Origin of the sequence: Litchfieldia stipae (genome assembly GCF_014837155.1) — a bacterium.
In the GTDB taxonomy this organism is placed as follows: Bacteria; Bacillota; Bacilli; order Bacillales; family Bacillaceae_L; genus Litchfieldia.
On the sequence record NZ_JACYHA010000005.1, the window covers coordinates 248,188 to 273,537 of the forward strand.

The window sequence follows — 25,350 nt, forward strand, 5'->3', positions numbered from 1 at the left end:
CCCGCGGGATGCGTGTATTCAGCCTGCAGCTTTATAAGCCAACTATTTATACGAAAACCGCCTAATATACTATCAGGCATTCGGCAGCCAAATCCGATAATTCCCACTAAGCGCTAACATGCTAAACATATATAAGCAGTTATCATAATATCTTCTTACACCCGTGCGCACCGGTATATTCCAAAATAATTCAACGGTTTCCTTCGCATGTGGACCATTCACTGTAGCTAATGAAGCCATCGCATTTGTCGCAATCAAACCAACTGGATGTAATGCCTTCTCTTCAAAGGGTGTCCCATCAATCTTATACCTTCGATAGTCCTCTGGATGCTTATCAGCAAAGAACGCTTGAATCTTATTTGCAGCTTCAGTTTGCCAAGGATCTTTCTTGAACCATTCATAATCCAATCCAATATTTGCTGCCACACGATATGAATCACTAAAGAAATGGCCATAGCCTCTTTCATCATTTGGACGACCATCGTAATAGGCATACTCAGGTGCTAACCCTGTGTCTGGATGACACGAAATCTTCAAATAATTACGACTTGCCACTGCTGCTTCCTTCCAAAACTCTCGATCCTCTTCATTTGCCCAAAGTGCAAACAATTCATAGAAATGTGGGAGATGGTAAGAAGGATCGGAAAATTCCACTTCTGGCACAAACTTAATTAGTTTATTGTCACGATTCCACATCGGATGACCATCATGATTTTCACCCTTATGAAGGCAATCTCTTAATAACTGTCTTGCTTGGACACTATAATCAAACGGATCTTCATCCCCGTCACCCCAGCGATGAGCAGCAAAGAACAAGGCAAGGGCAAAGAACTCCTCACCATCTGGAGCAGGTCCATAAGAGTTTTTCTTTCCATCTGGTCTGCATGACCAAGCGAAATATCCTGCATGCAGTCCTTCAGTCATATACATATTCTTCTTCGCCCAATACCATAAACGATCAAACACGTCTTTTTTATCAAGCTGTACAGCCATCATCATACCGTATGACATTCCTTCTGTTCGAACATCTAGATTCCCTGTATCAAGTAGATATCCACTCTGTTCATCTGGTTCAAAATAAATCCTTGTTTCCTCATCACCATAAAAGATCTGATTCCAGCTATCTTCAACTCTTGCTTGAATGTCTTCTTCAGAAAATCCATATTCTTTAAATACATTACGATATACTCCTGTATAAAATGAACCATTCGTTATTATTGTTTCCATAGATATCCCAACCCCTTTATTAATAAGAAGTAATTAATGAATCATCTAAACCTATATATGTGTCAGTCTCATCATGAACCGGTGTGATTTCGACCAATGTGACTTCATTTTTCGTTAGAGTCATCGCTAGAGTCAACATTCCATCCTCTGTTTGAGTTCGTTCTGTGCTTACTTTAGGATTAGCTAACGCTCTTAATGTCTCGACCGAGGCTTTATCAGGAAAACGCGGTCTCCCCATTTGCTGCCATGCTTTCCATGGATTTGCGTGGTTTTCATCCACCGTTTGACGTTTAATAAAATTCTCCTTACAAGGAACAGGAATCTTCATTTCTATTGTTCTTTCATATCCTCTACCTTTTTCCATGACAACATTCCAAGCAACAAGTGAAATCGAACCATTTGCTCTTCTAGTTACAATGATTTTGTCATCGCGATAGAGCAACTCTTCTCCTAGCTGATTGAAGAAAGAAAATAAATGAAAGGTCGGTTTCGGAATTCGATTAAGTCCAATCAAACCGAAGCCACCATGAAACTGAGCCTTAGGTACATCTAATTCCTCGAACACATCGCTAAATGTCCAATAAGAAAAGGAATCTACAAAATCCCCACCCTCACTTAATATTCTCGCAAGGTAAGCTGCATTTAACGGCGTATCATGCACAGGGTTGATTGGACTGTATGACGTATTGTATTCTGTGATATGGAATGGAAGGTTAGGAAATGGTGAGTCATCTATTAATCCTCTAACCATCTTAAATTGCTCAAGCATATCCGTGTTCTCTTCTAAATCTTGATAATAATAATCAGGCGTCACTTTCTTCGGTGCTTTAGAGGTATAGGCATGCCTTGAAACAAAATCAATAGGAACTTCCTCACGCTCACAGTACGAAAGAAAATCAGTGATCCAATGGTCTGCACCGCCACAAATAGCTGGACCACCAACTAATAAATCAGGATGAACTGATTTAACAGCTAATGCTGTAACCTTATAGAGCTTAAAGTATTCCGCTTGATCTGCATCCTTCCAAAAGTTAACCAGATTAGGTTCATTCCATACCTCAAACGGCCATTTCAACACTTCTTCTTCGCCATATCGTTCAATAAAATGTGACACCACAGCCACAATGAGATCATGCCATTTTTGATAATCCTTTGGAGGAGTTACATTCCCCTCCCAATAGAAAATTGTTTGATCACCGGATGCTAATTTTTTCGGCATGAAACCAAACTCAACAAACGGGCGAATATCAAGTTCTAAAAAAGAATCAAATATCCGATCAATATAAGTGAAGTTATAAAATGGGCGAACCTCATCACCTACTTGTAATTCACGATAGATTCCTACATCATCAGAAAGAAGACCATGTCCTCTTATATACTTAAACCCTATTTTTTCTTTTGCAAGCTTAAGATGATCTAAATATTCCTGTTGCAGGGCTAACCCTAATCTTCCAGTCCCCACACAATACTGCCAATTCTTATTAAACGTCTTCACATTGTCTGTTTGAACTTGAATGATTTCCACGATTACACCCCTATTTAATAAATTTCTCTGCTTAATTCATCATGGATTCCTGACTTACGATAAAAATACGTATTGATTTGATCACGCCACTCTTTTGAATGCTCTGCTTGTTCTAATAACCTACTTAAAATACCGTTAAATCGATCTTCATCAATTTTCCCAGCTAATTGCTGCCATTCCTCTACTAGCTTCTCAGCTTGTTCCACACCTTCAAAATGAGTATTGTAGATATGCTGAATAACCGTTACTCCAGATTTCAATTTGTGTGTGTATGGAACATGATGGAAGAATAGGAGCAGTTCGTCTGGACATGTTTCTAAGGATTCATATAGATCCTGATTTTCTTTAAAATACTGACCCGTATAACCCGTTCCGTCCTTTAATGTGCGATTGACCCCAATCCCATGACAATCGGCAAAATGATACGTGCCCCATAATGAATACTCATATCCGTCTACATTAGGTCCATAATGATGGTTTGGATTTACCATCCACCCCACACCAAGAGGTGCTGTATAGCTTTCATAAATACTCCATGATCTTAATAACATTGTAGAAATAGTATCGACAACTTCTGGATCATTTCCAAAGGTTAGACGTACCCATTCTTCTGTAATTTCCTCAGCCGTTAGCTCAGGATTCCATATAAGACGACCATACCCATAGAAATTCGCTTGTGCTAGTGTATGCCCCGTCCAGTTACGATCATTACCTATATTCGAAACAGCTGTTATCCCACTTAATCGATTTTGATAGAGTTCTCCACTGACAATTCGTTTTACCGTGGAATCTTCACCTCTAGTAAACGTATCGAAATCTAATACTTCCTTCCATTGTGGAATTAGATAGCAGAGATGTTTTTGCTGGCCAGTATATTCCTGAGTGACTTGAAATTCTAGCACTTGATTAGTATTTGGCATCGCCCCTAAAAGTGGTGACACAGGCTCTCTCACTTGAAAGTCCATTGGACCATTCTTTATTTGAAGGACGACATTTTCAAGAAACTCTCCATCAAGTGGTTTAAAATGGTCATACGCCGCCCTTGCACGGTCTGTCTTACGATCTCGCCAATCCTGCAAACAATTATAGACAAAGCATCTCCAAAAGACGATGCCACCAAATGGCTTCAATGCTCTTGCTAACATGTTAGCACCATCTGCATGATTACGATCATATGTAAATGGACCAGGACGGTGCTCAGAATCTGCTTTAATGACAAAACCACCGAAATCAGGAATGTATTGATAAATCTCTTTAACCTTCTCACCCCACCATTCCTGAACATGTTGATCAAGCGGATCTGCTGTATCAAGACCTCCAAGCTGAATCGTACTTGCATAGTTAGCACTTAAATACGTTTTGATTCCATATGCTCTAAACACCTCAGCTATGCGAGCTACATCTGGAAGAAACCGTGATGTAATGAGATTTGTTTCAACCTCATGAACATTCACATTATTAATTGCTACTCCATTAATCCCTACAGAGGATAGAAGTCTGGCATAATCCTTGATTCGTTTCATGTCACCAATAAATTGATGGTCCTTATAATAAATCGATTCACCAGCATAACCACGCTCAATGGAACCGTCCATATTATCCCATTCGTTGATCATTCTTAATTGATTTGTAGGATTTTCAATGATACGAACCTCACCGAGATCTTCCTCCATCTTCATAAGGCGTATCAAGTGAAATACCGCATACAATGCACCTACATCAGTTTTCCCTACTAACATCAGCTTCTGATAACCATCTACTATAACTGCTGTGATTAAATAGCCTTCATCATCTAGTAACTGAGAATCGACCAACTCACAAATCGATGGATGATCCTCAACCGTTGCTAAGACAACCGAAGAATAATTTTTAATTTCAGCTGAAGCTTCAGGCGAACTCCCAACCATTCCCTTGATTGCAGTCATCAGCTCCTGTTTTGCAGATTCCATAACATGAGAATGACTTAGCACTTCTATGTGTGAAAGAAGCGTTTGATAGTCTGCAAGCCACTCTTGATTTTCTATTTTTGTATACTGTAACCAGCATGAATAATCATCATATTCACTTAACACTCTTTGTTCAATTTGAGTTTCATTCCCGCTATTTTTCATTGGATTCCTCCTACGAATGATTTAACCTTTTACTCCACCAATCGTTAAACCCTTCACAAAGTATTTTTGAACGAAGGGATAGACGCAAATGATTGGTACACTTGCTATAATTGTCATCGTTGCACGTATCGATGTTGGAGTAACGACATTCGCACTTGCATTGGCATTGGCAAACGCATCTGCAGCAGTTTTCCCAGACATCGAAGCATTAGAGTTTTGTAGAATTTTCATTAACTCGTACTGTAATGTACTTAATTCAGGAACAGATGAAGTATATAAAAATACGTCAAACCAGGAGTTCCACTGAAACACAGCAACAAAGAGCGAAACTGTTGCTAATACTGGTAAAGACAACGGTAAAACAATTTTGAAAAAGGTTGTGAAGTCACCTGCGCCATCAATCTTTGCAGATTCCATTAAGCTATCTGGTAGACCTTCAATAAAGGAACGTACAACAATTAAATTAAACACTCCAATAACCCCTGGCAAAATATATACCCAAAAACTACCAATCAGTTCTAAGTCCCTCATTAATAGAAAGTTCGGGATTAATCCCCCATTGAAATACATCGTTAAAATAAAAGCAATCGTTACAAATTTTCTTAATACAAATTCTTGTCTACTGATGGTGTAAGCGACCATGGCAGTACAGAAGACTGAAATGGCCGTACCTAACACTGTTCTTAATACTGACATTAAGAATGAATTGACAAGAGATGATTGTTTAAATACATGTTCATAGTTATAAAAAGTGAATTCTCGTGGCCATAGAAAGATTCCACCTTTAATTGAATCTGTTGCATCATTTAAAGAGATTGCCAACGTATTAAGCATTGGGTAAAGCATGACTATACATAAGAGAATCATGAATGTATAGTTACTAATGTCAAAGATTCGGTCTCCCAAAGAGGAATGGCGCGCATTGACTTTGAATGGATTTTTCATGGATACTCCTCCTAAAATAATCTTGCTTGCCCTAGTTTTTTGGCAATCGAGTTAGCGGTAAATAAGAAGATAAAACTAACTACGGTTTTGAAGATCCCTGCAGCTGTTGCTAATGAGAAGTTACCCATTGAAATCCCGTATTTAAGGACGAAAATTTCTAGCACCTCAGAGTATTCAATGTTCATTGGGTTCCCTAAAAGGTATTGTGCTTCAAAGCCCGCTTCAAGAATATGACCAAGGTTCATAATCAGTAGAATAACAATGGTTGGCTTTAATGCAGGTAATGTAATTAGCAACATCCTTTGCAGCCTTGAAGCACCATCAATTTCCGCTGCCTCATACTGCTCTTGATCAATCATTGTAATCGCAGCTAAATAAATGATTGTGTTCCACCCAAGGTTCTTCCATACCTCCGAGGTACCTAGAATTCCCCAGAAATATTCACCAATCCCCAACCATAGAATGGGTTCAAAGCCTAGCTTAACTAACGCAATATTGATAATTCCATTTTCTAATGAAAGTGTATATGAAATAATACTCGCTGCTACTACCCATGAAAGGAAATGCGGCATGTAACTAATTGTTTGTACAATCTTCTTAAAGCCTATATGTCTCAGCTCATTTAAAAGTAAAGCAAGGATAATTGCTGTTACAAAACCGAGGACTAGATTAATTGCACTCATGGCAAGTGTATTTCGAAGTACACGGAGGAACGCTTCATCACTAAAAAGAAAAGAAAAATGCTCAAATCCTACCCATTCTTGTTCACTAAAGGATTTTGCGGGCTTAAAATCCTGAAAGGCCATTGTCCAACCCCATAGTGGAACGTATTTAAAAACGACTAACCATAGAACAAATGGTAAACTCATGGCTAAAAGCGCTTTTTGCTGTCCACATTTTTTAAGAAACAGCTTAAGTCCAGTAGGCTTATTTGGTTCCGGTGGGATTACAACAGATACTGGTTCACTTTTCACACTCATGACTACCCCTCCTTTTGATGTTTTCGACTTATTTGAGAAACGACTGTCTGAATAAAAGCTGGTATTGATTCCTGTTAATGATTGCAATATAGAAAAGGAGAAGAAAGGACTCATAACCTCATAAGGTAGCTAGACCATTTCCTCTCCATGTAAACTAGTGATTATTGGTTTTGTTCAACAAGTTTCTTTACATTTTCAGTCATTGTTTTTTCATATTCTTCAGCACCAAGTTTGTCATGCTCAGCAACATATTCCGCCCAAAGTTCTTCAAAGTTACCTTCTAGGACTAACTTAGGATAGTACAATCTTTGTAAATCAGTCTTCTTCTGAATATAAATTTGTGCAGGTGATCCTTGTTCTAGTTCAGCACTCCATGCTGGGTACCAAGGACGGTCCTCTGGCTCAGCAAACAGGTCTGCGAATACCTTAGCATTATACTTCTCAAGGATTGCTAAATCGCCTTCAGTATAAGCAGCTTGTGCAACTTCAGGCTGCCTGCGAGGCTCCCATGCATTTCCATCTGAGAATAGACCATTACCACGTGGCCAATAGTATTCAAATTGTGCGAAGCCGAATTCTTCACGGAATTCCTGATTTGACGTTAAGTTAATTTGCTCATCAGTTCGATAGAAACGACCATTATCACTTTCATATGTTTCTCCTTCAATTCCCCACATAATAAGCTTTTGGTTTTCTTCCTTCGCCATATTATCTAAGAACTTCATAATACGAACAGGGTCTTTTGCACTCGTCGTAATACCAACACCACGATTATTAACGAATGATGGTGGATCAATGTATTGGTCCTTAATGCTTTCATCAAATGTCACAGGTAATGCAATAAAACGCTTGTCATCGTCACCCGCTTCCTTTAAAGCGGTTTCAGCTTGACCAATTTGCCAACCATAATCAAAGAATCCTAGTACTCTTCCAGATGCTAATTTCGCTAAATACTCATCATAGTTTGCAACAAATGCTTCTTTATCAAATAAGCCTTTAGCATTTGCTTCATTCAGCTTTTGTAGCCATCTTTTCTCGTAATCTGTTGCTGCATATACCTTCGCCTCATGTGTTTCCATATCAACCATTACTTCTCCGTCATTCGGATAACCTGCTAGGTGATTAGGGACGTTTGTTGTAGAGAAAAATCTCCAGTCATATGTTAATGCAGTGAAAGGAATTGTACTCGCACCATCGACTTCAGGATACTTTTCATAGTATTTTTCAAGTAGCTCAAAATATTGATCTAGTGTTTTTACTTCTGGATAATCGAACTCTTTTAACACACCGCGCTGCATGAAGAATGCACCTTGGTCAATATTTGGGTTAGGAATGTAACCTTGACTTGCATTAAATGGAATAAAATAGATATTTCCATCATCTGCCTTCATTCGCTCTAAATATGGCTCATACAATTTCTTTAAGTTTGGTGCATGTTCATCAATTAAATCATTTAGAGGAATAAATGCTTCTGCTTCCAAGATTTTATCAATCGCAGTATCAGGAACTAAAACATCAGGATATTGACCACTTGCAATCATTGTCCCAATTTTTGTGTTGATATCACCCACTAGGAATTCCATCTTAACTGTTACACCAGTTTGTTCTTCGAAAATTTTCCCGATTTTTGTTTCTGTTGATTGAATGTCTTTACCGGGTGATCCAGCATTGAAATAGGTAAACGTAAATGGTGATGTGTCGTTCTCAGTTGTTCCACCTTCACTCTCTTTATCTTTCTCATCTGTAGATGCACTATCATTCTTACAACCTACTAACGCTAGAAACATAATAAGAGATAATAATCCAACTAAAAGCTTTTTGTTTAATACCATTTAATAACCCCCTTAACCTTTTTTGTAAGCACTTTCATTTTAAAACATTTTCGTTTGTTTGATTACCCAACAAAGTATAGTTTTTACTTAAAAAACTTAAGAAGGCATTCTATTTCGTGCCACCGGCTTTCTTTGATGATGGTAAATGAACAGAAATTGTCGTCCCTTCAAGTAGATCACTTTTAATATCAAAGTGAAAATCAGAGCCATAATACATCTTAAGTCTGTAATACACATTTTTTATTCCTACATTTTCTCCAATTGCTTCCTCCATTTTGAGAGATTCTAATAATTGATGTAGTTTTACCTCTTCAATACCAGGTCCATTATCTTTAATTTCACAAATGAGATAATCAGCATGACGTTTGATGATAATCTCAATCACACCTTTTTCCTTTTTATGCTCCACTCCGTGTATACTTGCATTTTCGACAAAGGGCAGAAGGATCATATTGGGAATAATCTCTTCATAAGCATCCTCATCAATTGATAAGATATATTCTAATTTTTCATCAAAGCGGTATTTTTGAATTTCTAAGAAGCTAAGGATAACTGCCAATTCCTCTTTCACGGTGACCCAATCTCTTCCCCAAGTGAAAGATTTCCTAAGCATTTTCGCCATATTTTGAATGATTTTAGCTGTTTCATCCTCTTTCTTTATAATGCTCCTCATTCGAATCGTCTCAAGTGCATTAAATAGGAAATGAGGATTAATTTGACTCTGCAAGGCACTAATCTGAGCTTGTTTTCTCTGCAAATCCAAGTCCTTCTTCTGAATATTTGCAACATAGACATCATTGATAAGCTCATTGATCCTTCTTGACATTCGGTTAAATTCACTAGTTAACTGACCGATTTCGTCTTTATACTGAATACCATCAATCGTTTCAAAGCTTTGGTTTTTCATTTTTTTCATATAATTCAACACTTTGTTCAATCTAAGGTTAATAGACTGGGAAATGAAGATAATGATTGCAGTGGGTACAATGATGTTAAAGATTGCTAGGAAGAACAAAAAATAGAGAGATTCAGACATATTGTCTAATAATTGTGATTCGTCTAGGACAGCGACTATTTTCCAATTAGTGAGGAAATGATCGATATCATATTTCTCTTCAAGTGAGATAACCTTATCTGGTTTTGAAATCTCTCCAATATTTATGATCTCTTCTCTCCAATTAATCATTGGATCGGTTGTATATTCAATTTGATCCTTGTCATTTAATAAATATAATTCCCCCTCTAAATTTGCGTTGTTAAAGATATGATTAATCATGTCTTGATCAATATCAATTTTGACGATTTTTTTAGTTGAATTATAGACTTTAAAAAAATTTAGTTCGCGAATGATACTAATGGTATCTCGCTGGTATGTTCCACCTGTCTTTATCACAAGAGGAAATGAATCAGGTTTGCGAGTGAGCTCCTTATACCAATTTTCTTGGGCGATGAATGATGAGATTGGATTCACACCGCCAGAATAGACGACGGTATTATTATCTGAATAAAACTGAATAGATTCTATTGCTGAAAAAACGGGAGTATATTTATTAAAGCCTCTTAATTGAGTATCATATGCCTCAATATAATCTGCAGATGATTGATAGTCTTTGTCTAAGAATTCATTGATTTTACTATCTGTGTAAAGTGCTGAAGAAACCCCTACAGCATGGACGATGCTCTCTTGAAAATCACTTTTGATTTGATTCATTACCTTTGCAAGATCATCCATCTTTTGTTTTTTCACATTGTTTGTGGTTACTTGATAAAAAATAACATTCGTTAAGACAATAGGTAGAAACACTGAAAAAATATAGAGAATCACAATTTTATTTCGTAATTTAAGATTATTAAAGTATTTCTTCAATGACTCTCCCTACTTTCGATGAGTTAAGAATTTGATTACGGTATTCAGTCGGAGTCGTTCCCTCCATTTTTTCAAATTGTGTCACAAAATAATCTGTACTTCCAAACCCAACCTCTTCAGCAATTTCATATACTCTTTTATTCGTTTGGCGAAGAAGCTTTCTCGCTTCAGTAAGTCGCAAGTTAAGTACATATTCTTTAAAGTACATCCCGTATGTCTTTTTAAACAGCTGCCCCATATAGACTGGATTCATAAAGAAGGTATTGGCAATCGACTTAAGACTAATATTCTCGCGATAATTTGCTTCAATATAAGCCTTCACTTTATAAATATCTCCCTTTGAATTTTCTTTTCGATGCTTAATGATTAATTCTGCCGCTTCAATCATAAAGTGTTTAAATTTCTTTTTTAATTGAGGGATGGACCAATTAAATGATTTCCAATCAATCATTTCATCAAGTAATTGCAGTGACGCAATGTCCCCATCAATGTCTTTGATTTTTCCAATAACACAATGAATACAACGATTAATGGATGTACTAACTGCTTCTGGAGCAAAGGCCTTTGCTTTGAAATCGTGAAAGATCTCATCAATAATGGTACAAAATTTCTCTGGTTGGTTCTCTTCTAACTGCTCCATTAATTGGTTAAACAAAGCAACATCTAATTCCGCATAATTGAGGTTAATCCCTTCAACCTCATGATAAAAAATAGGATTCTTTACTGGTTGCATATATTTATAACGCATGGCCTCATTCGCAGTGCAAAATGCTGTCTTTAATTCAGTTATTTGCAGAATCTCCTTGCCGATATAAATGGAAATCTCCTCATCTGTTGCCTCTTGAATAGCCTTGAATAGATTTTCAACTAACAAAGAAATTTGATTTCTATAGGGTTTTAGATCATTAGTGTTAATAAAAGTCCCAAACACCCCTGTTTTTATTTCATATAGGAAAACATGATAGTTTGTTCGACAAACAAACTTAGTGACTTCACCTAAGATTTGTTTTATTTGTTCTGTATGGGTAGTGTCTTTTGTCACACCATTCACTTCCATAATCAAATACCAATGAGATGATGGTGTTTGGCTCATACGCAGAATAGTTTGTAGGGCTGGTGTGAATATCGGTTGACTTTGATCACATAAGACTTGTTGAAACAACGATTCTAGTGCCATTTGCTTCTGAAGTTCAGATTCTTGCTTTTCTTCTGTCATAGAAGCAGCTAATCTAAGTAATGTTACTTCTAACTCATCCTTGTCGATTGGTTTCAGAATAAAATCACTTACTCCAAACCGAAGCGCTTGTTGTGCATATTTGAAATCATTATATCCACTAACAATAACGAATTTAGGAGTTATTTCATTTGATTGGCTAACATTCTGAATTAATTCCAAGCCGTCCGTAACTGGCATTCTAATATCTGTAATGACTAAATCCGGCTGACAATCCATAATCACTTGAAGCGCATCCTCACCATTTCCAGCCTCTGCTATAACTTCATAGCCACACCCGTCCCAATCGATTAAACTCATTAACCCTTTTCGAACAAATTGCTCATCATCTACTAACAAAACCTTGTACATTCTTTATTTCCCCCCTCTTAAAATAACACCGCATATTGAAAGCGTTACCAATGAATCTCATTAAAAAATGCGAAAAGAAATAAATATTTTAGTGTATGTACTTAATATAATGATAGTGTATATACATCCATTCTAGCAGAATTTTCAATAATCTCAATATCGTCTTTTCTATTTCAAACGATAATTGACAAGTAAACTACTATTTCTCATAATAATGACTTGGCCTACTTATTTAAAAGGAGATTTCTAATGACAACAACCAAAGGTTTAAAACCTATTCATCCATTATATGACCCATGGGAAGCTTATTTAGATATGGAGGAATATCAAAAGCTAACCTTAACAAATATTGAATTTACGACCACAACACTATGTAATATGAGATGTGAACACTGTGCAGTCGGCTATACCCTCCAAACGAAAGATCCAACTGCTCTACCGATCGAGCTTATTCTAAAAAGATTGGACGAAATTCCTACTCTTCGCACCTTAAGCATCACAGGTGGCGAACCAATGCTTTCACTTAAATCTGTTAATTCATACGTGATACCTATTTTGAAATATGCCCATGAACGTGGAATCCGAACACAAATCAATTCAAATCTTACCTTAGACCTTTCACGTTATGAAAAAATCATTCCATACCTCGATGTTTTGCACATCTCTCATAACTGGGGCACGATAGATGATTTTGTAGAAGGTGGATTTGAAATGATGGAGAGAAAGCCATCCTATGATCAGCGTGTTACCTATTTTGAGCGAATGATTGAGAATGCAAAAAGCTTGAGCAATGCTGGAATCCTTGTCTCTGCTGAAACGATGTTAAATAAACGAACACTTCCTTATATGAAGGAAATCCATGAGCAAATCACTGGCGAAATGCAATGTGCAAGACACGAGGTGCACCCAATGTACCCAAGCGATTTCGCAAGTAAGCTTGAGACTCTTTCTCTTACTGAAATCAGGCAAGCGATTCATCATCTCCTAGATATTCGAGATGAAAACACCTGGATGCTATTTGGAACTCTTCCCTTCTACTCATGTAGTTCAAATGAAGAAGATCTCAAGTTATTGAAAAGACTATATTCAAGTAAAAATGTCACAGTCAGAAATGATCCAGATGGTCGTTCAAGATTAAATGTAAATATATTCACTGGTGAAATCATCGTTACTGACTTTGGTGATGCGCCTGCACTTGGGAATATTAAGGACACCACATTACAGCATGCCTTTGACAATTGGAATCGTTCTAAGCTTGCCCAATCTATCAATTGTCATTGTCCTGCGGTAAAGTGCCTAGGTCCAAACCTTCTAGTGAAGGATGCTTACTACAAAGACATTAATTTTACAAAAATGAAAGCTAATGCTTCATTTTCTTAATCCACGAAAGGATTCACTAGCACTTGCGGTGAATCCTTTTCTTCATTTAGAATACAATTATTATTTAAATTTTTAAAAATCTCCAAATTTTTAATTAAATGCACCATTGTTACCGTTTTCTCTTTGTTTTTCTCAAGTTTGCACGCTCTTTCACGATTTTAAATATTTCGGGTGATGAAGTATATTATTGGTAACATCTGATGTGATGAAAACTAACGAGCCAATTTCATTCATTGCCTTAGAAACAATTTCTTCACAAAACTACACATAGAAAGGCTAAGGCTCAATGTCAAAAAAATCATTTTACCTATTAGCATTTATCATGTTTTTATCTATGACTGGCTATGGGGTGGTCCTTCCTGCTTTACCTTATTTAGCGGATGAACTAGGGCTTAGCTCCTTTCAAATGGGGAGCTTGATTACGGGATGGGCGTTCACTCAATTTCTAGTTGTTCCCTTCTGGGGGAGATTAGCTGACAAATGGGGGCGAAAGCCAGTCTTAATTTTTGGATTAGTCGGGTTTGGATTAGCATTCTTACTATTGTTATTTGCAAAGTCCTATCTTCACCTATTACTAATTCGCATGATTGGCGCTTTTCTTTCATCAGGAACGCAACCCGCTGCACTGGCATTCGTTTCAGATTCATTTGAGAAGAAAGAACGTAGTCAAGCGATTGCCAAAATGGCTGCAGCCAATGCACTTGGATTTTTGTGCGGGCCAGCAGTTGGAGCCTTATTTTCACCATTGGGGATAAATGTACCTTTCATTGTAGCTGGGACACTCAGTCTTGTTACAATCCCATTAGTATTGATTTATTTAAAAGAACCACAACAAAAAACATCATCAAAAGAATTACCTTCATTTACACAGTCTTTAAAGGTCATGATCACACCAAGATTCCGCGAATTATTTTTTATCACCTTCGGATTAGCTGTTGCAGCGTCAAGTCTATTTTCGATGTTAGGCTATTTTCTCATCGAACGATTTGATGCATTAGCAAGTGAAACAGGGATTGCCTTCAGTGTTCAATCAGGAGCGGCAGTCGTCATTCAACTATTTATTATCGGATACCTGTATCAAAAATATCGTGATACTCATATTGCAAAAACAGGCTTTCTCTTTGAAGCTGCTGGATTCTTACTCATTGTTGTCTCTTTTTCATTTACGCTTACCTTGATTGGTTGTGCTCTCATTGGCATCGGTCAGGCACTCTCACGTCCAACCCTCCTATCCTTGCTATCTAGGCAGGATCAAATTGGTCAAGGAACTGTCATGGGACTGCAGCAATCGATGGATAGCTTAGGAAGAACCGTCGGCCCATTGGTCGCAGGAGCCCTATTTATGCTCCATGAAGCCGCACCATTTATTAGCGCACTACTCGTCTGCTTGGTCATGCTACTGACATTCTCCCTCTACTTCAAAGACCAACCAGCCAAGAAAGTACAAAATCATTATTTATAAAAGGCTATTTATATAAATTAAGTTTGTTGTTCTTCACTAGCATCTAGCAGCATGAATACACGGAGACTCCCGGGGGATTAGTGGCCAGAGTGAGACTCCGCAGGAGCATAGCGACGAGGCGGCTCACTTAGCCACCCCACAGGACGCGGAGTGTATTCATACTGCGGGGTAAAGAGCAAAAATTTATAAATATAGCCTTATAAAACATAAAGGTATAGGATGGTGTGATATGAATAACAAACCGTTTACTTATTCAAAAAGATTTCCACAAATTGCAGAAATCGGAACAGCCTTCGCATCAAATAAAATTAAGGCGATTCCACTTTCATTCGGCTTTCCTGCACCTGAATCGTTCCCGCTTCCAACCATTTCAGAAGCAGCCGTGACAGCATTGGCAACCCAAGGACCAGAATCTCTCCAATACACAGGCGGAACGGGCCCTGCAAAAGTCGTTGAATGGGTTACAGCACGCTCCAAACTCCGTTCCATCGAAATAGATAAATCAGAGATCATCATCACAACAGGTTCGATGCAAGCGATTGACTTAGCTGTAAGAACATTAACAGACCCAGGAGATCAAGTATGGATTGAAGCCCCTTCATTCTTTGGTGCCATCCGGATTTTTAAGTTAGCAGAAGTTGAGCTATCCTCTTTCCCCATTGATGAAGATGGTGTAAGAGTCGATTTGATCGAAGAAGCATTACTGCATGCAAGAGAAAATCAACTCCCACTTCCAAAAATGCTTTATATTATGCCTAATTATCATAATCCAGGGGGAATCAACCTTTCTTTAGAACGACGGAAAAAGCTGGCTGAGCTAGCACATGAATATAACTTTTTCATTTTAGAAGATGATGCGTATGTCGAATTAACCTTTACAAATGAATTTCTGCCTGCCATTTACTCATTTGCACCAGAACGGGTCATCTATTTGAGTACATTCTCAAAAATTATTGCTCCTGGAGTAAGAGTTGGCTGGGCAATTGCCTGTCAAGAAGTCATCACGAAGATGCGAATGCTAAAGGTTGACGGTCAGACGAGCGTATTCGTTCAAGAAATCATTCATCAAATCCTAGACAACTTGAATTTCGAAGATCATCTTGCTGATATCAATTCGTTATATGCGTCTAGAAAAAATGCGATGGTTGATGCAATCAATGATTTCTTTGCGGATGATGTATCGTTTGCGGTTCCAGAAGGAGGATTCTTCCTATGGCTCACCTTCCCTCTCGGAACAGATACAAGCACCTTATTGGAAAAATCATTAGAAGCTGGTGTGAATTATATTCCTGGCAGACACTTCTATCTTCATGAGGAGGGTTATAATCAATTACGGTTATGCTTCACGTTCTGTGATGAAGTAACCATTCGAGAGGCAATTAGCAAACTTGCTACAACATATTATCAGCTTCAACATCAGCCTGAAGAATTGAAGGAGGTTCTGTAATGACCTCTGATATTACCGCCCGTCCTAAGAAAACAAAGCCCTATGTATATGTAAGATATAATATCCCTGAAAAGTATCAGCTAAAAATGAAAGAAATATGTGAAGAAGTCATTGTCGAGCCATGGGTATATGGAACTCCTGAACCCACACCTTCCATTGACCTTACGAAGGTAAATGTCATTGCAACACTTGGTATCCAGGATTCACTGAACATCCTTAGTGACACACCGAATGTGAAATGGGTTCAATCCTTAAGTGTCGGGATAGAAGCGATGTTTCATGAAGAGGTTCGCAACAGTGATTTAGTTATTACCAATGTGAAAGGCTGTACATCCATTCCTATTGCAGAGCACACAATCGCGATGATTACCGCATTTAGCCGCGGTGTACCTACAATGATTCGCAACCAAGGGAGTAAGACATGGCATCGGATTCAGGTACTCGACTTAGAGAATGCAACCGTTGGGATCATTGGATATGGTGGAATCGGCCAAGAAATTGCAAAGCGTTGCAAGGCGTTAGGGATGAATGTCATTGGCTGTCGTAAGCATCCTGGAAAAAGCAGTGATGTCGATCCAGCAGATCAGATAGTTGGGTTGAACTTAGTAGATGAGGTCCTTGCTCAATCTGATTTCTTAATTCTTACTCTTCCATCTACTGATGAAACATTACGTTTTATGGATCGCGAGAAATTTTCTAAGATGAAAAAAGGCAGTTATTTTATCAATATTGGACGTGGAAATACGATTATTGAGGATGAGCTCCTACAAGTATTGCAAAATGGTCACTTATCTGGTGCAGCATTAGATGTGTTTGATGTTGAACCATTGCCACAAGATCATCCTTTTTGGACTCAGGAAAATGTCATTATTTCCCCTCATAATGCTTTTTACTCACCAAAGACGATGGACCGTTATATGGATTTATTTATCGAGAATCTCAAGCGGTATGCTAATCATGAGCCTCTTTTAAATATTGTTGATAAAGAGCTTGGGTATTAGGTTATTAAGAAGAGGAGTCACTATTTTGTGACTCCTCTTTTGCTAGGTGATTTCATATTATTAAGTTCTACTTTCTTTTTAAGACTTTAATGGCAGGATTTGTTTCTTGTAATGCCGCTATGAAGTGATCTCGATTTTGAGGCGAGATGAAGATCCTATCCACTACCATCCCACTTTGATAGTTAATTTCCAGTCTATCAAGAGATAAAGCAGGGCTTGATAACGGATTAAATGTCGGTCTGACTGATATAATTGAATTAATCGGGATACTTCGGTGGATGAAGGCTGCCCTAACGTGAAGTACTCCTTTCTCAATCGTATAAGCAGTAGAAATAAGCAACCAAATGATAAGTCCAGCAATCGCGATTAGAATAACTCCATGATAAGCCCCATTGATGATTTCAGTTAAAGCGAGATACAGCATATGTAGAGTAATAATAATTAAAAATGGAAAGAAAATTATTCCTTTTTTTGATTTAAATCTCAAGCTATTCCCTCCCCAAAACAATGATTTGAGTAATTGAAGAATACCATATATTTTGAACTCAGGTGAAGTTTGATGAATACTTCCTGTTGGTTTTATCAAAAATAAAGGTAAAGAAGGCAGAGGTGATAGTTGCTTTGAATCAAAGAAGACTTAGAAAAGCAAAGGAAAGAGACCATTGTCCAGAATGCCGCGGGAGAGGGTTTCACGCGTTTGCAGGCAGTGATTTCTTCGTTTCTGATCCTGCGAATTGCTACGCCTGTAACGGAAGTGGATTATATGACATCTGGCAAAAACGAAACCCTTTGAGCTAAAAATGATAAACAAGCTACACTAAGATCCTCATCTGGATGATGATGGACTATGTGAGTGTGTTATTTGATTAAGTCCGGGCGTTCATCGCCCTTGATGAACGACTTTATCCGTGCGCTCGAGCTCAATTCGGGCGTTCATAAGCTTGATGAACGACTTTATCCGTGTTCTCGGACTCCATTCTGGCGTCATAAGCTTGATGAACGACTTTATCCATGTGCTTGGGCTACATTCGGGCGGTCATTCTCTCTTTCCATTATAGCTAACGATCTTCATCCCTTCAGAATTCATATTTCTCCTATCATCGGCAGCTTTTATTGTTCATAAAACCGCTTTTTCTTCATATCTTCCTCACTTAAGAAGTCAATAAATGTTTTTATTGCGATGAATGGTTGGTCTTGAATCCAACGAATGTACTCTTTTTTTCTCACTTCAGTTAAGTATTCACTCTCATTGATCCGATCAATAATAAACTGGTTACCAAGCCGCTCAATCTCTATATGAAAAAAACGTGTTTCTTTGACTAATGCCATACCAAAGGCACCACATAGCGCTAAGCCAACAATCATCATGAACGATTGTTCATGAAAAGGATATAAAATCAGATAAGTAAGGTTCGTGAGTGAAATCATTAGTAAGAACATCGAGATCACCATATAAATAGAGCTCTTTTTCACAAGAGGTGCTACTCTTTGTTTGAGTTCATCTAGCTCTTTTTGAGCAAATTCAGGTACATCATCAGACATAAATAACTTCAAACCCATCTCCCCTTTTTTTATCCACCGAAGGACGTTAATTACTTTATTTATAGTATAAAACTCAGCTGAACATTCAACAAATCTTGTGCTTATTACAATCCCCAACCTAAAGTTCACCGAATCATTTCACGAACTAAATTTTACCAATCCGAGATTTTATTCGTTTTTTTCAAAATTAAGGGTTCCCTTTATCAGTAATATCCGATATAATCACTCTCATACACAAACTATAGAACATTATCTCGTATAATCTTGGGAATATGGCCCATAAGTTTCTACCAAGTTACCGTAAATGACTTGACTACGAGTGATACACTGACATTAGAGTTCTGGCATTGTGGGTATTCCCTGTATGCTATGAAACACACGGGCATAACAAGTCAAGATTGAAACCCGAATGTCAAGGCATCACTTTTAGTCAAAAGTGGCCTTGATGTTCGGGTTTTTTGTATGGACAAACCGAAGGAGGAAATTAGGTTGGATCAATTAAAGAATGCGATTATTGAAAGAGGATCAGTAGTATCTGATGGAGTTCTTAAGGTGGATAGCTTTTTGAATCATCAAATCGATACTGACCTCATGATTAATATAGGGAAGGAATTTGCACGATTGTTTAAGGATTCGAACATCACAAGAATTCTAACAATTGAAACATCTGGTATAGCGCCTAGCTTCATGGCAGCCAATGAATTATCCGTTCCTCTTGTTTTTGCTCGAAAAAAGAAATCACTTACGATGAATAATGATGTTTATACAAGTAGTGTTTATTCTTTCACAAAGCAAGTAACAACGGAAATTGCTGTTTCAAAAAACTTCTTAAGTCCAGATGATCATGTCCTCATTATCGATGATTTTCTTGCAAATGGACAAGCTGCACTTGGATTAGCAAGTATTGTCAAACAATCTGGCGCATCCGTTGCTGGTATTGGAATTGTGATTGAAAAATCATTCCAAAATGGACGCGAATTGCTTGAAGAGACTGGATATCGTGTGGAATCACTTGCACGTGTTGAATCATTACAAAATGGCAAAGTTACTTTCATTAAAGAACCAACTACACTTCACATCTAATTGGGGGAACTCACATGAATAAAACGGTTAACTATCCTTGGTACAAAAAAGAAGATACTGATGCGTTTTTCGCTTTGTTTCAAAATAATTTAGCTAACTTCGTCCTTATTGCAGTAACCATGCTTGGAATGGGATTCCCAACAAGCATCGTCTTTGGAAAGGTTATTCCTGGAGCGGCTGTTGCCGTCATGGTTGGGAATTTATATTATGCTTACATGGCAAATCGCCTTGCTCAAAAGGAAGGACGTACTGATGTAACTGCCCTTTCTTATGGAATCAGTACTCCTGTTATGTTCGTGTTCTTATTTGGTGTGTTAGCACCAGCTTATGCGTTAACAAATGATCATGAACTTGCTTGGAAAATAGCTGTTGGAGCCGCGTTTTTAAGTGGTCTGATTGAAACACTTGTAAGCTTCACTGGGAACTGGGTTCGTAACCACCTTCCTCGTGCAGCTATGCTTGGAGCCCTTGCTGGGGTAGCTATCACATTTATTTCTGGTGAAATGTTATTTAATACATTCTCCGTACCTGTAGTTGGTCTTGTTTCATTAATTATTATTATTGTTGGTGTTGTTGGAAAAATGGCAATGCCGTTTAAAATTCCGACTTCCTTGTTCGCCGTTATTATTGGTACTATTTTAGCGTTTGTCCTTGGTTATCAATCTCCTGAAGCGATTTCAGAGGGTCTTGCGAATATTGGCTTCTATCCAATTCTACCAAGCTTTGCAGCGTTTGAAGGTATGTCATACTTATTTGGTTCATTAATCGGTCTTCTTGCAGTTATTCTACCTATTACACTTTATAATGCGATTGAAACAATGAACAATGTTGATGCAATGGCAGCTGTTGGTGATTCGTACGATGTTCGTGAAAGTCAAGCAGTTGATGGTGTTGGTACGATGCTTGGAGCTGTTTTTGGCGGATTATTCCCAACAACTGTATACATTGCGACAGTTGGTTCAAAAGCAATGGGTGCTGGACGTGGATATAGTATTCTAAACGCAGTAGTCTTTGGAATTGCTGCAGTAACTGGTGTAATTGCTGCATTCTCAGCTATCATTCCATTAGCAGCAGTTGCATCCATCCTTGTGTTTGTTGGTACATCAATGGTGATCACAGCGTTCCAAAACAACGAGACAAAATACTTCCCAGCTGTTGGAATTGCAATGCTTCCATATCTTGCAAACTATGTGATGACACGCTTCAACAATGCCGCTGGCGAGGTCGTTGCTAACATCTCTACAGGGATTGTTCCACTTGGTCAGGGTGCGATGTTCACAGCCATCATCTTAGGTGCAATCACTGTAGCAGTGATTGACAAACAGTTTGTGAAAGCAAGTATTTTCTCATTAATTGGAGCCCTACTCTCCTTCGTTGGCTTCATGCATGCACCGAAATTAGCATTCAACGCAGCACCTGACTTTTCGGTCGCTTACGTATTAGTCGCAGTATTTTTAGGCTATTGCGCTCTTCAACAAGCAAGAATTGCAAGAAAAGAGAATGCGGCTATTCAACGAAACTTAACGAAAGCAGCTTCTTAAATACACGGTTTTAATACATTCGCAGGAGTTTTTCACTCCTGCGAATTTTTTGTGTTGACTTCTTTACTGTATTAACCATATAATACACATATAGCGTATGAACTACTTAATACACACACAACATGTTTTAACTAAATAGAAATGTATAGGAGTTGTTTCAATGAATGTGAATTTTAATAATCGTGATCCGGTCTATTTGCAGATTGTTCGTTATTTTAAAGAGCAAATTGCCATTGGTGAATTAGAGCCTGGAGAAGAAATCCCATCAAGACGTGAGCTAGCAAATCGAATGAAGGTGAACCCAAATACTGCGCAAAGAGCGTACAAGGAAATGGAGGAACAGGGATTGATTTATACCGAGAAGAATCATCCAAGTAAAATCACAACTGATCAACAGATATTAGGGAATGTACGAAGTGAACTGCTTGTTGAAGCGGTTGATGTATTTGTGTCATCTGTTCGCTCTATCAATGTACCTGTTGACGAGCTGCTTGATTTAGTTCGAGAAAAGTACACGGCAAACGATAATAAGGAGGCTTAAGCATGATTGAAGTAAAAGCGGTAGAAAAGAAATTCGGACGTAAGAAAATACTAAAAGGTGTCTCTTTCTCAGCCAATAAAGGTGAAATCACCTGCTTAATTGGCATCAATGGCGTTGGAAAAACAACAATTCTAAATGCCATTATGGCTCTTACCCCGATTAATAAAGGCGAGATCTTGATCGATGGAAAACCAATTGATAAGCATACTTACGAAAAAATCACCTTTATCCCAGATGCCATCACTATGCTTCCACAGATGACTATCTCTGAGGCCATGGAGTTTATGCAAGACTTTTACGTGAGCTGGAATCAGGAACGTGCAAATGAATTACTTGGTTTCTTCAGATTAGACAAAGAACAACGAATCTCTTCCCTTTCGAAAGGAAACACAGCAAAGGTCAATTTATTACTTGGTCTTGCACTTGATGTAGATTACGTCTTAATGGATGAGCCGTTCTCTGGAATTGATATGTTCAGTCGAGAGGAAATTGCGAAGGTATTTACAAGCCATTTAATTGAAAATCGCGGTGTTATTATCACAACACATGAAGTCAGCGATATTGAGCATTTAATTGATAAAGTTGTTCTACTTGATAATGGATTGGTCACAAAGGAATTCAGTGCAGAGGAAGAACGTGAAATCAATGGGAATTCAGTCATTGATGTCATGAGAGAGGTGTATCAGCGATGAAAAAATACTTAAAGCTAGTTAATTTTGAATTAAATCGAGTGACTAAATTATATGTCGTCTTGCTTGCAATCACATTTGTGATTCAAATGATCGGCCTGATTGTTAGTACAAAAAGATATCTTAATTTGGCTAATGAATCAATCTATGGCGAGATGATGTCACAAACTGAATTTCTAGAAACATATGGTCAATATAGTATTCTTCAATTTATAAGAAGCTCTTGGTTCTTTGGTCCAATTGCATTATGTATTGCGGCCATTGGGTTCTACATCTTTCTTATTTGGTATCGTGATTGGGTTGGGAAGAATACGTTTGTTTACCGATTACTTATGCTCCCAACATCAAGATTAAATATCTTCTTTGCAAAAATCACGACAATTCTCCTTTTAGTCTTTGGATTAGTTGCTTTTCAACACATCCTATTACTAATTGAAAATCTAGTGATGAAAGCTAGGATTCCTGAGGAATTTAGAGTAGACCTGGGTATCGTGTCTATTATTCAAAGCTTACCTGAGTTATCAATCATTATCCCAACTAGTTTGATAGAACTAGTCTTATATTATGGAGCAGGTTTGATGGCTGTCTCGGTTCTTTTTACAGCGATTTTAATGGAACGAAGCTTCAAATTAAAAGGGATCTTATTAGGTATTCTGTATTGCGCGGCTGCTGTCATTGTATTACTAGCACCATTACTCTTACATGAATTTGTTCTGGATGGCTTCTTCTATCCAATTGAATTATTAATACTTGAAATCATCATGGGATTGATTATATTAGGCGTATCGATTTGGATGAGCCGCTTCCTATTAATTAGAAAGATCACTGTATAAGGAGTGTCAAACATGAAAAAATACTGGAAATCAATCGCCATTATTGTAGTGATTATATTTAGTCTTGGAGCCTTCTATGTGAATGCAGCTTCGTCCGTTGTCATTCACCCAGCTTTTGTGATAGAAACACTGAGTGGGGATGCAAATGAAATCAAGCCATTGCAGTTAGTGGGACATTATTCGGATACCTCCTCAATGAATTATGTAAGTACGTCTGTCACGCTTGACGAAGAAGGCTCTACTTATCAAAATCGGAGCTTTCTTAATAATCTCATTGGACATCCACCTGGACTAATTTCAGAATACCGGGATAATTATCGAAACTTCATGAGAGGTAAGAATTTTGATATCAACTCTTATTTTGAGAACGACAAGCACCTTGCTTACGCAGATGTTGAATACAATTTAAGTTCTATAAAATCAAGAGATTTTAAGTTTAATCTTGCTGTGTTAACGAAAGCAGATGGAAACATAGATTCCTTTCAACTTGAAGTTCCTAATGGGAATAAGTTCGATTATATGTATGTTGAGGATGTACAATTAATAGAAAATAAGTTATTCATCATCACCCATAGTTATAAATACCAAGGTGACAATTACGTAAATGAGAAGCATAACTATACAATAGATGTAACGACTCACAAAATGGAAAATGACGATATCATCATACAAGGTACTACCGATGGAGCTAAGACAAGAACCGATACACAGCTTGTTTCATCAAACCCAATTGGAGCATCTGAACACTTAATTTTTATAGAAACTGAATGGGAAATCATAGAAGACATGGAGTCCTCTCGAGAAGAAGTGATCAAGCAAGAGTTCATTTCTTACAATATCCTAACAAAAGAAAAAGAAACAATCGATCTTCCTAACCTACAACTAGATGAGAATAACCTTAGCTTCTTTGATGGCTCTACAATCTATTTCATGACATTTGGAAACCAAGAATTGATTGTTACTCCGTATCACTTAGAAGATGACAAAGCTGGAGATAGTTATTCCATACCACTTTCTGGTGAAGATGGAATGGCCTATGCACATATGACAACCGTAAAAAATGATAAGCTCTATATTACATCTTCACAAATGACAAATGATATCGAGGCAGATGTGATTGTCGCAGATGCAACTACTGGTGAAACATTATTCACAGGTAAGATTGCATTTAAGGATCCAGCAGAGTTCACTAACCCGTTCGAATTATATTTCTATAGCATGTATGTGAAGTAAACATGGAGACTTGGGAGATCTATGCAGCCTATAAAAATAAGGTGTATCACCTTGCACTTTCCTATGTGAAGGATACTTATTTAGCGGAAGACCTTTCCCATGAAATTCTTGTCAAATGCTATTTAACGCGTAAAACATTTAACGGTGATTGCTCCTTTCAGTCCTGGATCTATCGAATTGCGATTAACCATTGCATCGATTATTTACGAAAAGAAGCTAGACATTCAAGCTTACTGTATGAAGATGTTGATTTGTTTAATGATAAAAATGGCTGTACTCCTGAATCTGAGGTCTTACTTCAAAGTGAGAAAGAAGATCTCAGATTCAAATTAAGACAGCTTCCTTCTAAATACAAAGAAGTGATTATTCTCTATTACTTTCAGGAGCAATCATTGAAGGAGATCGAGGGTCATTTGAACATCAATCTTTCTACGATTAAAACTAGGCTGTTTCGTGCAAAACGTTTGTTGCGGGACATGTATGAAGATGTCGAGGCAATTTGTTAAATGAGCATAAAAAAAAGCAC

22 protein-coding genes and 1 riboswitch are annotated in these 25,350 nt (G+C 37.7%); of the genes, 12 read left to right on the forward strand and 10 right to left on the reverse strand.

What is annotated here, in order from left to right:
- Window positions 1-72 precede the first annotated feature (72 nt).
- The 8 genes from F7888_RS08720 to F7888_RS08755 form a co-directional block, all read right to left on the reverse strand.
- Entirely contained in the window at window positions 73-1,227 is a 1,155-nt protein-coding gene (locus F7888_RS08720) for a glycosyl hydrolase family 8 (RefSeq protein WP_191778786.1), read from the reverse strand.
- 19 nt (window positions 1,228-1,246) lie between these two features.
- Complete coding sequence (locus tag F7888_RS08725) at window positions 1,247-2,752, reverse strand: GH39 family glycosyl hydrolase (RefSeq protein ID WP_191778787.1); 1,506 nt, start codon at window positions 2,750-2,752, stop codon at window positions 1,247-1,249.
- A 14-nt stretch (window positions 2,753-2,766) separates the two neighbouring features.
- Window positions 2,767-4,863, reverse strand: coding sequence for an alpha-glucuronidase family glycosyl hydrolase (locus F7888_RS08730; RefSeq protein ID WP_191778788.1), 2,097 nt, complete (start codon window positions 4,861-4,863; stop codon window positions 2,767-2,769).
- Window positions 4,864-4,884: 21 nt separating this feature from the next.
- Window positions 4,885-5,808 carry a carbohydrate ABC transporter permease gene (locus F7888_RS08735; protein ID WP_191778789.1) on the reverse strand — a complete coding sequence of 308 codons (924 nt, stop codon included), beginning with the start codon at window positions 5,806-5,808 and terminating at the stop codon, window positions 4,885-4,887.
- Between the two features lie 11 nt (window positions 5,809-5,819).
- Complete coding sequence (locus F7888_RS08740; RefSeq protein ID WP_191778790.1) at window positions 5,820-6,788, reverse strand: ABC transporter permease; 969 nt, start codon at window positions 6,786-6,788, stop codon at window positions 5,820-5,822.
- Between the two features lie 161 nt (window positions 6,789-6,949).
- Window positions 6,950-8,620 carry an ABC transporter substrate-binding protein gene (locus F7888_RS08745; RefSeq protein ID WP_191778791.1) on the reverse strand — a complete coding sequence of 557 codons (1,671 nt, stop codon included), beginning with the start codon at window positions 8,618-8,620 and terminating at the stop codon, window positions 6,950-6,952.
- Between the two features lie 109 nt (window positions 8,621-8,729).
- Complete coding sequence (locus F7888_RS08750; protein WP_191778792.1) at window positions 8,730-10,487, reverse strand: sensor histidine kinase; 1,758 nt, start codon at window positions 10,485-10,487, stop codon at window positions 8,730-8,732.
- Complete coding sequence (locus F7888_RS08755) at window positions 10,471-12,072, reverse strand: response regulator transcription factor (RefSeq protein WP_191778793.1); 1,602 nt, start codon at window positions 12,070-12,072, stop codon at window positions 10,471-10,473. Before F7888_RS08755 ends, F7888_RS08750 begins: the two co-directional genes overlap by 17 nt.
- Window positions 12,073-12,321: 249 nt before the next feature.
- On the opposite strand from F7888_RS08755, the gene yfkAB reads away from it, so the two are divergent.
- The 4 genes from yfkAB (at window position 12,322) to F7888_RS08775 (ending at window position 17,362) form a co-directional block, all read left to right on the forward strand.
- Window positions 12,322-13,452 (forward strand): radical SAM/CxCxxxxC motif protein YfkAB, encoded by a 1,131-nt coding sequence (yfkAB, locus tag F7888_RS08760; RefSeq protein WP_191778794.1) that lies wholly within the window; start codon window positions 12,322-12,324, stop codon window positions 13,450-13,452.
- A gap of 286 nt (window positions 13,453-13,738) precedes the next feature.
- On the forward strand, window positions 13,739-14,914 hold the full coding sequence (locus F7888_RS08765; protein ID WP_191778795.1) for an MFS transporter: 1,176 nt from the start codon (window positions 13,739-13,741) through the stop codon (window positions 14,912-14,914).
- A 229-nt stretch (window positions 14,915-15,143) separates the two neighbouring features.
- Window positions 15,144-16,361 (forward strand): aminotransferase-like domain-containing protein, encoded by a 1,218-nt coding sequence (locus tag F7888_RS08770; protein ID WP_191778796.1) that lies wholly within the window; start codon window positions 15,144-15,146, stop codon window positions 16,359-16,361.
- Window positions 16,361-17,362, forward strand: a complete 1,002-nt coding sequence (locus F7888_RS08775; RefSeq protein WP_191778797.1) for a D-2-hydroxyacid dehydrogenase — start codon at window positions 16,361-16,363, stop codon at window positions 17,360-17,362. Before F7888_RS08770 ends, F7888_RS08775 begins: the two co-directional genes overlap by 1 nt.
- A 67-nt stretch (window positions 17,363-17,429) precedes the next feature.
- Here F7888_RS08775 and F7888_RS08780 read toward each other — a convergent pair whose 3' ends face one another.
- Window positions 17,430-17,849, reverse strand: a complete 420-nt coding sequence (locus F7888_RS08780; RefSeq protein ID WP_191778798.1) for a PH domain-containing protein — start codon at window positions 17,847-17,849, stop codon at window positions 17,430-17,432.
- A gap of 134 nt (window positions 17,850-17,983) precedes the next feature.
- Between F7888_RS08780 and F7888_RS08785 the strand changes: the two genes are divergently transcribed.
- A complete protein-coding gene (locus tag F7888_RS08785) occupies window positions 17,984-18,160 on the forward strand; it encodes a hypothetical protein (protein WP_225228673.1) in 177 nt (58 codons plus the stop codon).
- 312 nt (window positions 18,161-18,472) lie between these two features.
- Here the strand turns inward: F7888_RS08785 and F7888_RS08790 are convergent, their stop codons facing one another.
- Entirely contained in the window at window positions 18,473-18,916 is a 444-nt protein-coding gene (locus F7888_RS08790; protein ID WP_191778800.1) for a DUF5392 family protein, read from the reverse strand.
- 222 nt (window positions 18,917-19,138) lie between these two features.
- A riboswitch (purine riboswitch) is annotated at window positions 19,139-19,240 on the forward strand.
- Window positions 19,241-19,393: 153 nt separating this feature from the next.
- Here F7888_RS08790 and F7888_RS08795 point away from each other — a divergent pair.
- The 7 genes from F7888_RS08795 (at window position 19,394) to F7888_RS08825 (ending at window position 25,330) form a co-directional block, all read left to right on the forward strand.
- Window positions 19,394-19,987 carry a xanthine phosphoribosyltransferase gene (locus F7888_RS08795; RefSeq protein WP_191778801.1) on the forward strand — a complete coding sequence of 198 codons (594 nt, stop codon included), beginning with the start codon at window positions 19,394-19,396 and terminating at the stop codon, window positions 19,985-19,987.
- A gap of 14 nt (window positions 19,988-20,001) precedes the next feature.
- Complete coding sequence (locus F7888_RS08800; protein ID WP_191778802.1) at window positions 20,002-21,528, forward strand: NCS2 family permease; 1,527 nt, start codon at window positions 20,002-20,004, stop codon at window positions 21,526-21,528.
- Window positions 21,529-21,688: 160 nt separating this feature from the next.
- Complete coding sequence (locus F7888_RS08805) at window positions 21,689-22,069, forward strand: GntR family transcriptional regulator (protein ID WP_191778803.1); 381 nt, start codon at window positions 21,689-21,691, stop codon at window positions 22,067-22,069.
- Between the two features lie 2 nt (window positions 22,070-22,071).
- On the forward strand, window positions 22,072-22,761 hold the full coding sequence (locus F7888_RS08810; RefSeq protein ID WP_191778804.1) for an ATP-binding cassette domain-containing protein: 690 nt from the start codon (window positions 22,072-22,074) through the stop codon (window positions 22,759-22,761).
- Window positions 22,758-23,591 carry a hypothetical protein gene (locus F7888_RS08815; protein ID WP_191778805.1) on the forward strand — a complete coding sequence of 278 codons (834 nt, stop codon included), beginning with the start codon at window positions 22,758-22,760 and terminating at the stop codon, window positions 23,589-23,591. The genes F7888_RS08810 and F7888_RS08815 overlap by 4 nt, the downstream gene beginning before the upstream one ends.
- Window positions 23,592-23,603: 12 nt before the next feature.
- A complete protein-coding gene (locus F7888_RS08820; protein WP_191778806.1) occupies window positions 23,604-24,824 on the forward strand; it encodes a hypothetical protein in 1,221 nt (406 codons plus the stop codon).
- 2 nt (window positions 24,825-24,826) lie between these two features.
- The gene (locus F7888_RS08825; protein ID WP_191778807.1) at window positions 24,827-25,330 is read left to right on the forward strand and encodes an RNA polymerase sigma factor; all 504 of its coding nucleotides are present in this window, start codon (window positions 24,827-24,829) and stop codon (window positions 25,328-25,330) included.
- Window positions 25,331-25,350: the final 20 nt, after the last annotated feature.